Origin of the sequence: Streptomyces sp. NBC_00572, from assembly GCF_026341815.1 — a bacterium.
Lineage (GTDB): Bacteria > Actinomycetota > Actinomycetes > Streptomycetales > Streptomycetaceae > Streptomyces.
On sequence record NZ_JAPENX010000002.1, the window covers coordinates 922978 to 935547 of the forward strand.

Annotated in this window: 10 protein-coding genes and 1 pseudogene; 7 read left to right on the forward strand and 4 right to left on the reverse strand. The window is 71.1% G+C overall.

What is annotated here, in order from left to right:
• Positions 1 to 10 precede the first annotated feature (10 nt).
• Positions 11 to 1414 (forward strand): sulfatase, encoded by a 1404-nt coding sequence (locus OG514_RS36290; protein WP_266902123.1) that lies wholly within the window; start codon positions 11 to 13, stop codon positions 1412 to 1414.
• A 58-nt stretch (positions 1415 to 1472) separates the two neighbouring features.
• Here the strand turns inward: OG514_RS36290 and OG514_RS36295 are convergent, their stop codons facing one another.
• Positions 1473 to 2117 carry an SDR family NAD(P)-dependent oxidoreductase gene (locus OG514_RS36295; protein ID WP_266902125.1) on the reverse strand — a complete coding sequence of 215 codons (645 nt, stop codon included), beginning with the start codon at positions 2115 to 2117 and terminating at the stop codon, positions 1473 to 1475.
• A gap of 207 nt (positions 2118 to 2324) precedes the next feature.
• On the opposite strand from OG514_RS36295, the pseudogene OG514_RS36300 reads away from it, so the two are divergent.
• A pseudogene (locus OG514_RS36300) lies at positions 2325 to 2858 on the forward strand (SDR family NAD(P)-dependent oxidoreductase); the annotation flags it as partial.
• A 13-nt stretch (positions 2859 to 2871) separates the two neighbouring features.
• On the opposite strand, the gene OG514_RS36305 reads toward OG514_RS36300, so the two are convergent.
• Both OG514_RS36305 and OG514_RS36310 read right to left on the reverse strand, forming a co-directional pair.
• Complete coding sequence (locus OG514_RS36305) at positions 2872 to 3726, reverse strand: DMT family transporter (RefSeq protein WP_266902127.1); 855 nt, start codon at positions 3724 to 3726, stop codon at positions 2872 to 2874.
• Positions 3727 to 4027: 301 nt separating this feature from the next.
• Positions 4028 to 5335 (reverse strand): ROK family transcriptional regulator, encoded by a 1308-nt coding sequence (locus OG514_RS36310; RefSeq protein ID WP_266902129.1) that lies wholly within the window; start codon positions 5333 to 5335, stop codon positions 4028 to 4030.
• Positions 5336 to 5505: 170 nt separating this feature from the next.
• Between OG514_RS36310 and OG514_RS36315 the strand changes: the two genes are divergently transcribed.
• From OG514_RS36315 to OG514_RS36335, 5 genes are all read left to right on the forward strand, one after another.
• Positions 5506 to 6810 carry an ABC transporter substrate-binding protein gene (locus tag OG514_RS36315; RefSeq protein ID WP_266902131.1) on the forward strand — a complete coding sequence of 435 codons (1305 nt, stop codon included), beginning with the start codon at positions 5506 to 5508 and terminating at the stop codon, positions 6808 to 6810.
• A gap of 11 nt (positions 6811 to 6821) precedes the next feature.
• Entirely contained in the window at positions 6822 to 7814 is a 993-nt protein-coding gene (locus OG514_RS36320) for a carbohydrate ABC transporter permease (protein ID WP_266902133.1), read from the forward strand.
• A 34-nt stretch (positions 7815 to 7848) separates the two neighbouring features.
• Entirely contained in the window at positions 7849 to 8688 is an 840-nt protein-coding gene (locus tag OG514_RS36325; RefSeq protein ID WP_323181684.1) for a carbohydrate ABC transporter permease, read from the forward strand.
• A gap of 35 nt (positions 8689 to 8723) precedes the next feature.
• Positions 8724 to 10115, forward strand: coding sequence for a GH1 family beta-glucosidase (locus tag OG514_RS36330; protein WP_266902137.1), 1392 nt, complete (start codon positions 8724 to 8726; stop codon positions 10113 to 10115).
• 133 nt (positions 10116 to 10248) lie between these two features.
• On the forward strand, positions 10249 to 11280 hold the full coding sequence (locus tag OG514_RS36335; RefSeq protein ID WP_266902139.1) for a phosphotransferase family protein: 1032 nt from the start codon (positions 10249 to 10251) through the stop codon (positions 11278 to 11280).
• Between the two features lie 81 nt (positions 11281 to 11361).
• On the opposite strand, the gene OG514_RS36340 is transcribed toward OG514_RS36335, so the two are convergent.
• On the reverse strand, positions 11362 to 12381 hold the full coding sequence (locus OG514_RS36340) for a LacI family DNA-binding transcriptional regulator (protein ID WP_266902141.1): 1020 nt from the start codon (positions 12379 to 12381) through the stop codon (positions 11362 to 11364).
• Between the last annotated feature and the right edge of the window lie 189 nt (positions 12382 to 12570).

A 12570-nucleotide genomic window follows, 5' to 3' on the forward strand; every position in this document is an offset into this window, starting at 1 on the left:
GGAGACCTGTATGTCCACGCCCCTGTCCCGCCGTGCCCTCGGCGGGGTCGCCGCCGGTGCCGCGGCCGCCGCCGCTCTCGGAGCCACCGCGTCCGCCGCACAAGCGGCCCCCGCGGCCGACCCGCGGGAGCGGCCGTTCCGAGCCGCGCAGCCGCGCCGCCACTCACGACGGCCCAACATCCTCTTCATCCTGGGCGACGACCTCGGCTGGGCCGACCTCTCCTCGTACGGCTCCCCGCACATCCGCACCCCCCACCTGGACCGTCTCTCCCGCGAGGGCGTCCGCTTCACCGACGCCTACTCCGGCTCCGCGACCTGCTCCCCCACCCGCTTCAGCCTCTACACCGGCCGCTACCCCGGCCGTACGAAGGGCGGGCTGGCCGAGCCGATCGCCGACAAGTCCGTCGGCCTGGACCCCACGCATCCGACGCTCGCCTCGCTCCTCCGCGACTCCGGGTACGCCACCGCCCTCATCGGCAAATGGCATTGCGGCTACCTGCCCGACTACTCCCCCACCCGCTCCGGCTGGGACGAGTTCTTCGGCAACTTCGGCGGGGCCCTGGAGTACTACTCCAAGCTCGGCCTCGGCGGCGAGTACGACCTCTACGAGGGCGATGCCGAGTACAAGGACCTGCGCTACTACACCCGGATCCTCACCGAGCGGGCCGGCGAGTACGTCAGCCGCGACCACGACAAGCCCTGGCTGCTCAACCTGAACTTCACCACCCCGCACTGGCCTTGGATCGCCGACGGCGACAAGGAGGCGAGCGACGAGATCGTCCGCCGCATCAAGGCCGGAGACCGCTCCGCCCTCTGGCACCAGGACGGCGGCTCCGTCAGCAAGTACAAGGAGATGGTCGAGGACCTCGACCGCTCGATCGGGCAGGTCCTCAAGGCGCTGAAGCGCTCCGGCCAGGAGCAGGACACGCTCGTCTTCTTCGCCAGCGACAACGGCGGAGAGCGCTTCTCCTACAACTGGCCGCTCGCCGGGAACAAGGGCTCGCTCCAGGAGGGCGGCATCCGCGTCCCCTCGATCCTGCGCTGGCCCGCCAGGATCGACGGCGGCCAGGTCAGCGACCTGCCGGTGTTCACGCCCGACTGGACGGCGACCCTGCTCGACCTGGCCGGAGCCCGCCCCCATCCCGCGTACCCCCTCGACGGCACCAGCCTCGCCGGACACCTGCTCCGCGGCGCCGATGTGCCCGAGCGGGATCTCTTCTGGCGGGTGCGGGGCGAGCGGGCGCTGCGCCGCGGCGACTGGAAGTACTACCGGGGCAAGACCGGCCGCGACCAGCTCTTCCATCTGTCCGAGGACTCCCGCGAGCAGGCGGACCGGGCAGCGTTCGAGCCGGCGCGGCTCGGCGAGCTGCGGGCAGCCTGGGAGCGGATCGACGCGGGGCTGCTCCGCTACTGAGCCGTGCCGACCCGTGCTGCCGGCAGGTCGGAAACCCGGTGCACACCCAGCCGCACGCTCAGTGGAGCACTTCGCGCTCCCACTGGCCGTGCGGCTGGGTGTGCAGACGCCAGTAGTGCTCGGCGATGTCGTCGGGGTCGTACGCCGTCCCGGGTGCGACGACTCCGCCGACGGTGACCGTGGCGACGTGCACACCCGACGGCCCGTACTCGGCGTCGAGCAGTTCGACCAGAGCCCGCACCCCGGCCTTGCCCAGGGACAGACTCACGTACTGCGGCTTCATCTCGGGCATCCCTCCGGTGACGACGAAGGTTCCCCGTCCGCGCCGTGCCATCCCCGGCAGGATGTGTGCGGCGGCGGTGAGGGCGCCGAGCACGTTGACCGCGTAGGTGTCCGCGTGGTCGCGGAGCGGGAGTTCACCGACGGCGTCGGGTCGGATGACGGCCGCGTTGTAGACCACGACGTCCGGTTCGCCGAGTTCACCTGCGGCGGTGTCCAGGGCGGCGCGCAGGGCCGTCTCGTCGCCGGCGTCGGCGGTGAGGGGCACGGTCCGCACCCCCAGAGAGCCGATGGACTCGGCCGCCGCCACCACCGTTTCCTTCGTCCGCGCGATCAGGGCGACCGGCAGCCCCTCCCGGGCGAACCGCCGCGCCACCGCCTGCCCTATCCCCGGCCCCGCCCCCACGATCAACGCTCCCGCCATGACGGCTCCTTCTCCTCCGAGTGCAACGACAAGGAGGTCAACTCCGTTCGGCCACCATGTCTTCCCCGGGCGCCGTCGTGCCGCGCCGAGTGGGCCGTACGAAGGGTGATGCAGGGATTTCTGATGCTCTCTGTCACCGTGCGGGTAAAGGGGACGGGAAGTGGTGACCGACGCACTCATCGAGTTCTGCAAGGAGCCCGCCCGGCCATGCTCATCGATCTGACACGACGCACCGCGCTGGTCACCGGCTCCACCCAGGGGATCGGCGCCGCCATCGCCACCGGTCTGGCTCGGGCCGGAGCCCGTGTCGGCGTCAATGGACGGACCGAGGAACGCGTCGAGCAGGCCATCGCGAGCATGCGGGCCGAGGCCCCCGACGCGGATCTGGTTCCGGTGGTCGCCGACGTCGCCACCGAGCAAGGCGCGCGGCTGGCCGCCGAGGTGCTGCCGCACGTGGACATCCTGGTGAACAACCTCGGCATCTTCGGCGAGGCCGACCCGCTGAAGATCAGCGACGACGAGTGGCGGCGCTACTTCGAGGTGAACGTCCTGGCCGCGGTGAGGCTCATCCGCCAGTACCTCCCCGGCATGAGCGAACGCGGCTGGGGGCGGATCCAGAACATCGCGAGCGACTCGGCGGTGGTGATCCCCGCCGAGATGATCCACTACGGCATGTCCAAGACAGCCCTTCTGGCGGTCACGCGCGGCTTCGCCAAGCAGGCGGCGGGGACCGGTGTCACCGCTCCGGTCGGGATCAGGTCGTTGCGACTCCGCTACGAGCCAGCGTGAACACCCCGAGGACGATCAGGGCGATGCCCGCCAGCTGGGGCAACAGCCACCAGCCGGCCCGTACGTGCTCCTCGTACAGCAGGACGCCGAGGCTCAGGCTCACGGTGGCGTCGCCGAGAGTCAGGGCGGGCTGCGAGGCGACGAGCGGACCGCCCTGCATGGCGTGTTCGAGCAGCAGGAGGGCCGCGATCCCCGCCGCGCAGAAGGCATAGGTCTGCCAGGCCGTCAGGAAGGCGCCGATGCCGCCGTCGCCGAGGATGTGCATGGACGTCTTCATGAGGGCGGCGGTGAGCGCGTAACAGATCGCCGTCGCGGCGCCCAGACAGCCGGCCCTCGCGCGGCCGGGCGGCCTGCGGAGTCCGATGACGGCGAGGGCCACCACGGCGACGGCACAGGCCACCAGGACCGGTACCCAGCGGTCCAGTTCCACACGGGTGCGGTTGCCGGTGGGCGAGGCGGCCACGAGCGCCACTCCGAGGCCGAGCACGACCCCTGCCACGGCAGCCCAGAGCCGGGCGGGCAGTCGTTCGCGCGTCAGGAGGGTGGCGATCAGCAGGGCGAGGGGAAGTTCGAGTACGAAGAGCGGCTGCACGAGGGCCAGCGGCCCGGTCGCGAGGGCGGCGGCCTGTCCGACACCGGCGGCGATGACGGCGAGGATGCCGGCCAGCCACAGGGGGCGGTGCAGCAGGTCGAGGATCAGTCCGGGCCGGAAGGAGTCGGTCTGCGGGACGGTGAGCGCCGCACGCCGCTGCAGCACCGTGGCCAGCGCGTTGCTGAACGCGGCGAACAGCGAGAAGAGGACCGGCAGGACGACGCCCATGGCCCGATCCTCACCGGAGCGGCGGCGGGCCGAGGGGCGACACCGACGGACGCCCGTACGGAGGACCCGGTCGGGCCAACGCTCGGCCGGCACGCTCACCGGGGCCGGGCCCCGAGCAGCGGCCACGCAGGGGACCGTGACGACGTGGGACCGGCCCGGCGTGCGGGCCGGTCCGCGGCGGGCATCGCCGAGGTGGCCGGGCGGGCCGGTCCGCGGCGGGCATCGCCGAGCCGGCCGGAACGATCACGACGGTCGTCGCACCGAACCCCTCACTCTCGCCACCGTGGGAGGACCGGCCGCCTCAGGGAGAGACCCTGTCCTGGAGGGCCGACTGCCAGGCGGGGGCGGGGGTGGTGGGCTTGCTCTCGGGGCGGCGGCCTCCCTGGGCGAAGAAGTCGACCAGCGGCAGCAGGGCCGCGCCGACCGTGACCGCCTCCGGGCCGAGGGTGCCGAGACCGATGCCGGTGCGGCTGGCCGGGTACTTGAGCGCGTACTCACGCGCGTGGCCGGACACGGTTTCGAGGAAGCGGGCGCCGAGCTGGAGTCCCGCCCAGCCGCCGACCAGGATGCGCTCGGGCTGGAAGAGGTTGATGAGGTCGGCGAATCCGGCGCCCAGGTACTCGGCGGTCTCCTCCAGGACGGCGACCGCGGTGGCGTCGGGCTCCGCCTCCGCCTCCGCCGGGTACGCCGCCGCCAGCATCGCCGTCAGCGCCGTCTCCTCGTCCGCGCCCGCCGGGGGCACTCCGCCTGCCTCCCGCCACCGCTCCAGGAGGGCTTCGGCTCCCGCGTACGCCTCCAGGCAGCCCTGGGCGCCGCAGCGGCAGCGGCGCCCCCGGACCCGTACCGTCAGATGACCCCACTCGATCGCCCGGCCCGGCCCCATCGGGTCCGTGACCACGCACGCGCCGACGCCCGAGCCGAAGAGGACCACCACGGCGCTGCGCGCGCCCCGGCCGGCGCCGAACCACATCTCGGCCTGGCCGAGGGTCTTGGCGCCGTTGTCGATCCAGTACGGCACGGACTCGGGCAGGTCGACGGCGGCGCGGAGGAGGCGTTCGAAGGGGACGGCGTCCCAGCCGACGGTCTGGCCGTGCACGACGGCTCCGTCCTCGGTGGTGCGGGCGACGATGCCGGGGACGCCGACGCCGACGCCGATGAGGCGGTCGGCCGGTACGTCCGCGAGGCGCAGCACCTCGGCGATGCCCTCGCGGAGATGGTCGACGACGAGATCGACGTCGTAGCGGGCCGTGCGGGGCCCAGAGCAGGCCAACGGGCGTTCGGTGCGGGCGAGTTCGGTGAGAGTGAGGTCGAAGAGCTCGATCCTGACCCGGGTTTCGCCGATGTCGACGCCGATCATGAAGCCGCTGGCGGGAGTGATCCTGACGAGGGTGCGGGGGCGCCCGCCGGCGGAGTCGACGCTGCCGGCCTCCTCGACGAGGCCGTCGGCGACGAGTTCGGCGACCACGTTGCTGACGGAGCCCGAGCTGAGTCCGGTCGCCGGGCCGAGCATGAGGCGGCTCATCGGTCCGTCGAAGTACAGCCTGCGCAGAACGGCGGTGCGGTTCTCGCGCCGCAGGTCACGCACCGTGCGGCCAGTTCTCGCGTGCACTTTGGTCCCCGTCTCTGAAGTCGTTCGTTGCAACATACCCGCAGTACAAGCCTTGACGCGACCTTCTCATGGGGTTTAACTCACATCCTAAATTAAGCCGATGTCACGGCGAGGCCTCCAGTCGCCCACCACATCGGCCATCCCCTCGTCCCCGAAAGGGCCCAGGAGCCATGCGCAGAGTCAGAGCCGCTGTCACCGGTGTCGTCACCCTCTCCCTCGCCTTCACCGCCGCCGCCTGCGGCGGCGGTGAAGGGAGCGAGTCGGCGCCGAAGACCCTCACCTACTGGGCCTCCAACCAGGGCGCCAGCCTGGAGGTCGACAAGAAGGTCCTGCAGCCCGAGCTCGACCAGTTCGAGAAGGAGACCGGGATCAAGGTCAAGCTGGAGGTGATCCCGTGGTCCGACCTGCTCAACCGGATCCTCACCGCGACCACCTCCGGCCAGGGCCCGGACATCCTCAACATCGGCAACACCTGGAGCGCGTCACTCCAGTCCACCGGCGCCCTCCTGCCCTGGGACGCGAAGAACCTGGAGGCCATCGGCGGCAAGGACCGCTTCGTCGACTCCGCACTCGGCTCCACCGGCCTCCCCGGCCAGGACCCCGCCGCCGTCCCGCTCTACTCCATGGCCTACGCGCTCTACTACAACAAGCAGATGTTCAAGGACGCGGGCATAGCCAAGCCGCCGACCACCTGGGACGAGGTGATCGCGGCCGGCAAGAAGCTCAGCAAGGACGGCAAGGCGGGCATCGGGGTCGAGGGCTCCAACCTCTCCAACAACATCCACCAGGTCTTCGTCCTCGGCAAGCAGCACGGCGCCGACTTCTTCACCGCCGACGGCAAGCCCGACTTCACGTCCGACGGTGCCGTCGCCGCCGTCAAGCAGTACATCGACCTGATGGCCGTGCAGAAGATCGTCGCCCCCGGCAACGCCGAGTACGCACAGAACCAGTCCCTCAGCGACTTCGCCAAGAACAAGACCGGCATGGTCCTGTGGCAGACCCCGTCGCAGACCTTCTCCTCGCAGGGCATGGGCCCGGAGGAGTGGGGCGTGGCTCCCGCCCCGGTCCCGTCGGGCAAGCCCGGTCAGGGCGCCCAGACCAACTCGATGGTCGCCGGCATCAACATGGCCGTCTTCAAGAACACCAAGAACCTCGACGGCGCGCTGAAGTTCGTGAAGTACATGACGAGCGACGAGGAGCAGATCGTCCTCAACAAGGCGTACGGCTCCGTCCCGCCGGTCAAGAGCGCCCAGAAGGACCCCGGCTTCGGCGCCCCGTCGCTCGCCGTCATCCGCGACACCCTCGCCACCAGCGCCGCGGCCCTGCCGCAGGTGCCCGAGGAGTCGCAGTTCGAGACGGTCGTGGGCACCGCGGTCAAGGAGCTGTTCGCCGACGCCGCCGCCGGCCGTCCGGTCACCACGGAGTCCGTGAAGGCCAAGCTCGAAAAGGCCCAGCAGCAGATGCCCAAGAAGTAGGCCGCCGCACCATGACCGAAACCGCCGTCGCTCACCCGACCGAGCCGGCGGTGCGCAAGGCCACACCCGGAGAGGCACGCGCACCACGCCGCTCCGGGCGTCGCCGCATCGCACTGCCCTACCTGCTGCTCCTGCCCGCCCTGCTCCTCGAACTCCTCGTCCACCTCGTGCCGATGCTCATGGGCATCGCCATGAGCTTCAAGGAGCTCACCCAGTTCTACATCCGGAACTGGGGCGAGGCTCCCTGGTCGGGTTTCGACAACTACACCGTCGCGATCGACTTCGACGCCCCCGTCGGGCAGGCGCTCCTCAAGTCCTTCCTGACGACGTGTCTGTTCACCCTCCTCTCCGTGGGGTTGTGCTGGTTCCTCGGAACGGCAGCCGCGATCTTCCTCCAGGAGAACTTCAAGGGCCGCGGCTTCCTGCGGACCCTGTTCCTGGTCCCGTACGCCCTGCCCGTCTACGCCGCCGTCATCACCTGGGCGTTCATGTTCCAGCGGGACAACGGCCTCATCAACCACGTCCTCCACGACCAGCTCGGCATCGGCGACAGCCCCGCCTTCTGGCTCATCGGCGACAACGCCTTCTGGACCCTGCTCGTCGTCTCCGTGTGGAAGGGCTGGCCCTTCGCCTTCCTCACCGTCATGGCCGGCCTGCAGAACATCCCCCGGGACATGTACGAGGCGGCGGCGCTCGACGGCGCCGGCGTCTGGAAGCAGATCCGGCACATCAACCTGCCGTCGCTGCGCTCCGTCAACCAGGTCCTCGTGCTCGTCCTGTTCCTCTGGACGTTCAACGACTTCAACACGCCGTTCGTGCTCTTCGGCAAGGCGGCGCCCGAGTCGGCGGACCTGATCTCGCTCCACATCTACCAGTCGTCCTTCCAGACCTGGAACTTCGGCACCGGTTCGGCCATGTCCGTGCTCCTGCTGCTCTTCCTCCTCGTCGTCACGGGCGTCTACCTCCTGCTCACCAGCCGCGGAAGGAAGACCTCCGATGTCTGAGCACGCATCCCGACGCGCGGCTCCGCGCTCCCCCATGGCGGCGCCCCGCTCGTTCCTCTGGACCCGGCGGATCTTCCTCACCCTGCTCACCGCCTTCGTGGTGCTGCCGGTGTACGTCATGGTCTCCAGCTCCCTGAAGCCGCTGGAAGACGTGTCGGGGAAGTTCGAGTGGATCCCCTCCGGGCTCACGCTCCGCCCGTACGTCGACATCTGGGAGACCGTCCCGCTCGCCGACTACTTCGTGAACTCGATCGTGGTCGCGGGCGCGGCCACGGTGTGCTCGGTGGTGGTCGCGATCTTCGCCGCGTACGCCGTCAGCCGCTACACCTTCCGCGGCAAGCGGGTCTTCACGGTCACGGTGCTGTCCACCCAGATGTTCCCCGGCATCCTCTTCCTGCTGCCGCTCTTCCTCATCTACGTCAACATCGGCAACGCCACCGGCATCGCCCTCTTCGGCTCCCGGGAAGGCCTGATCCTCACCTATCTGACCTTCTCGCTGCCGTTCTCCATCTGGATGCTGACCGGCTACTTCGACTCGATCCCGCGCGAGCTCGACGAGGCCGCCAAGGTCGACGGCTGCGGGCCGATCAGCGCGCTGTTCCGCGTCATCGTCCCGGCCGCGTCCCCGGGCATCATCGCCGTCGCCGTCTACGCCTTCATGACCGCCTGGGGCGAGGTCCTCTTCGCCTCCGTCATGACCAACGACACCACCCGCACCCTCGCTGTCGGTCTCCAGGGGTACGCCACCCAGAACGACGTCTACTGGAACCAGGTGATGGCCGCCTCCCTCGTGGTGAGCGTCCCCGTCGTCGTCGGCTTCCTCCTCCTCCAGCGCTATCTCGTCGCCGGCCTCACCGCAGGTGCGGTCAAGTGACGTCCCTCTCCATACCCATCACGAAGAGGTTCCCCGTGTCCGAATCCACCGACTCCCGCACCACGCTCGACCTGGAGGCCTTCCCGCCGGACTTCGCCTGGGGCACCGCGACCTCCGCCTACCAGATCGAGGGCGCCGTCGCCGAGGACGGCAGGGCTCCGTCCATCTGGGACACCTTCTCCCGCGTCCCCGGCGCGATCGACAACGGCGACCACGGCGACACCGCCTGCGACCACTACCACCGCTGGCCCGAGGACATCGCCCTGATGAAGGGCCTCGGCACCGACGCCTACCGGCTCTCCGTCGCCTGGCCGCGCGTCCTCCCCAACGGCGACGGACCCGTCAACGCGGCCGGACTCGACTTCTACGACCGGCTCGTCGACGGACTCCTCGACGCCGGCATCACCCCCTCCGTCACCCTCTACCACTGGGACCTGCCGCAGGCCCTCCAGGACCGGGTGACGGACAGCCACGGGGGCTGGACCGAGCGGGCCACCGCCGAACACCTCGCCGCCTACGCCTCCGTCGTCGCCGAACGCCTCGGCGACCGCGTCACCCAGTGGGCCACCCTCAACGAACCGCTCTGCTCCGGCTGGATCGGCCACCTGGAGGGGCGGATGGCCCCGGGCCTCACCGACCTCACCGCCGCCGTCCGCGCCTCGTACCACCTGCTCCTCGGGCACGGCCTCGCCACCCAGGCCATCCGCGCCGCCGCCCCCGGCGCCCGGATCGGCCTGGTCACCAACCACTCGACCGTCGCGCCCGCCTCCACCCGGCCCGAGGACATCGCCGCCGCCGCCCGCGCCGACGGCCACACCAACCGCTGGTGGCTCGACCCGGTGTACGGCCGCGGCTTCCCCACCGACATGCGCGAGCTGTACGGAGTCGAACTGCCGGAGCAGCCCGGGGACCTGGAGACCATCGCCGCCCCGCTCGACTGGCACGGCCTCAACTACTACTTCCCGGTCACCGTCGCCGACGACCCGACGGGACCCGCCCCGTACGCCCGCGAGGTGCGCCTCCCCGACGTCCCCCGCACCGGCATGGACTGGCAGATCGACGCCGGCGGCCTGGAGGCCTTCCTGCTGCGGCTCACCGAGGACTACGGCATACGGAAGCTGTACGTCACCGAGAACGGCTCGGCCTTCCCCGACACCGTCGGCCCCGACGGCGAGGTCCACGACCCGGAGCGCACCCGCTACCTGGAGCAGCACCTCGCCGCCTGCGCCGGCGCGCTGCGCAAGGGCGTCCCGCTCGCCGGGTACTACGCCTGGTCGCTCCTGGACAACTTCGAGTGGGCCTACGGCTACGACAAGCGCTTCGGCCTCGTCCACGTCGACTACGCCACGCAGCGCAGGACCGTGAAGACGAGCGGACGCCGGTACGCGGACATCGTCCGCGCCCACCGCGCGGCGAACGCGGGCTGACCGGAAGCCCCTTCGCGATCCCCCGGAAGGCCGCCCCGGCACCACCGGGGCGGCCTTCCGGAGTCTCCACCTCCTCTCCCTCACCGCCTCCACCCCTTCCCTTCGCCAGGCATCCCCTTGGAGGAGTGCCCCCATGACCGCCAGCGCCGCGCCGTCCCCTCCCCCGGGGGCCGACAACGCCGACGAGCTCGCCGCCGAACGGCTCCGCCACGTCCTCGACCCTGCGACGGTCGTCCGGGGCACCGCCCTCACCGGTGGTCTCTACAACTCCGCCCGGCTGCTCGAACTCTCCGACGGGCGGCACCTGGTGCTCAAGACCGCGCCTCCGGCGAGCGCCCCCGCCCTCACCCACGAGCGGGGCCTCCTCGGCACCGAGGCCCTCTTCCACCGTCTCGCCGCCAGGACCGGCGCCCGGGTGCCCACCGTCCTGCACCATGAGCCCGCCGGTCCCGGCACCCCCGCCGAGTGGCTGCTCCTCTCCTACGTCGACGGCACCACCTGGGACGCAGCCCGCGACCGGCTCACCCCGGCCGATCGAGCGGGGCTGCGCCGTCAGCTGGGAGAGGGCCTGGCCCGGATCGCGACCGTCACCGGTCCCGCGTACGGATATCCGCAGCCCACCGCTGGGCTGTCGGCTCCCGGCTGGCCGACCGCGTTCACCGCCATGCTGCACGCGGTCCTCGCCGACGCGCACCGGTTCGACGTCGCCCTGCCCGCCCCCGCCGGGTTCCTCGCAGGGCTGCCGGTACGGTTCGGCCACCGGCTCGCCGAGGTGCGCCGTCCCGCCCTCGTCCACTTCGACGCCTGGGAGGGCAACGTCGTCCTCGCCCGGACCGGGAACGGCCCGTGGCACCTGAGCGGACTGATCGACGGCGAACGCGCCTTCTTCGGCGATCCGTTGGCCGAACTCGTCGGACTCGACCCGCTCGGCGCGGCCGAGGACGACGCCGACCTCCTGGCCGGCTACCGCTCCGTCACCCCCGCGCTGACCCTCGACAGCGGCGCCCGTGTCCGCCTCGCCCTCTACCGGGTCTATCTCACCCTCGTGATGCGCGTGGAGTCCGTCCCCCGCGCCTACGGCGGGGATTTCGCGGCCTGGCTCGACACCTGGTCCGCCGACCGCGTCATGGAGCAGCTCGCCGTGCTCGACGCCCTGGAGGCGTGACGTGCGGGGGCCGATCGGCGGGTACCGTCTCCGTGCTCACCGGGTCCCGCAGCACCGTCACCGCGACCGTCGCCGGGAGGGTCAGGTGGACTCGCGTACGACCAGCACCGGTTCGAACACCTTCGCGGCCGTCTCGGACCGGGCGCCGTCGAGCTGCTCGACCAACAGCGTGGCCATCGCGGCCGCCATGCGCTCCACGGGCTGGCGCACGGTGGTCAGCTGCGGCTGTGCCTTCCGCGCTGCCACCGAGTCGTCGAAGCCCACCACGGCCACCGTGCCGGGGACAGAGACCCCCTGCTCACGCAGGTACTGACAGGCTCCCTGGGCCATCAGGTCGTTGGCGGCGAACACGGCGTCGATCTCCGGGTGGTCCTTCAGGAGTCTGGCCATGGCGCGCCTCCCGCTGTCCACCGTGAACCGGCCCCGTACGACGGGAACCGACGTCACCCCGTGCGCCGCGAGCGCCTGACGGAAGCCGTCGAGGCGTTCGTCCGCCGTGGGTGCGGTGACGGGTGCGGCGATGGTGGCCGGGCGTCGCCGGCCGGTCGCCCACAGGTGCTCCGCGGCCAGCCGCGCGCCGGCGGGGTTGTCGAGGTCGACGTAGCCGCACCGCTCCCCGTCACGGGGGCGGCCGAACAGCACCGTGGGAAGGCCCGCCGCCACCAGCATCGACGGGAGCGGGTCGTTCTCGTCCAGCGGCACGACCAGGGCTCCGTCGGCGCCACCCTGCCGCAGGTACTCCACGAGTTGGGCCCTGGCCTGTTCGGACTCGGCGACGAGCAGCACCGGCTGGATCGCGCGGCGGCGCAGGACGGGCAGGACACCGTCCACCACGCGCCCGAAGAACGGGTCGGAGAACACCCGGGCGGTGAAGGACCTCCCCGTGGCGGAGAGCACCAGGGCCACGGTCCCGGTGCGTCGTGTCACGAGGGAACGGGCAGCCTGGTTGGGCGTGTAGCCGATGCGGGCGATGGCTTCGCGCACGCTCTCCTGGATGTCGGGGGCCACGTTGCGCACGCCGTTGACGACGCGGGACACCGTCGCGCGCGATACCCCCGCCTCGCGTGCGACGTCTTCCAGAGTCGGTCCTCGATTCCCCACCTGCGCACCTTAACGGTGCCGTGTGTCCGGTGGGAGGACGGTCCACGCCTGGCTGGAACCGGTTGGCGTCGACACTTAATGAAAGCCAAAAGAAAAGTCGTGCCATACGCCTTGACCGTCAACTCGCCCTGCGGGCAAGGTTTCGGGAGAGCGCTCTCCCACGTTTCCCCCATGTATCCAGAGGAGACC

Coding starts and splice junctions, on each gene's coding strand:
- OG514_RS36335 (WP_266902139.1), top strand. CDS start 10,249: ATGACCGCCAGCGCCGCGCCGTCCCCTCCCCCGGGGGCCGACAACGCC.
- OG514_RS36295 (WP_266902125.1), bottom strand. CDS start 2,117: ATGGCGGGAGCGTTGATCGTGGGGGCGGGGCCGGGGATAGGGCAGGCG.
- OG514_RS36320 (WP_266902133.1), top strand. CDS start 6,822: ATGACCGAAACCGCCGTCGCTCACCCGACCGAGCCGGCGGTGCGCAAG.
- OG514_RS36315 (WP_266902131.1), top strand. CDS start 5,506: ATGCGCAGAGTCAGAGCCGCTGTCACCGGTGTCGTCACCCTCTCCCTC.
- OG514_RS36305 (WP_266902127.1), bottom strand. CDS start 3,726: ATGGGCGTCGTCCTGCCGGTCCTCTTCTCGCTGTTCGCCGCGTTCAGC.
- OG514_RS36325 (WP_323181684.1), top strand. CDS start 7,849: ATGGCGGCGCCCCGCTCGTTCCTCTGGACCCGGCGGATCTTCCTCACC.
- OG514_RS36290 (WP_266902123.1), top strand. CDS start 11: ATGTCCACGCCCCTGTCCCGCCGTGCCCTCGGCGGGGTCGCCGCCGGT.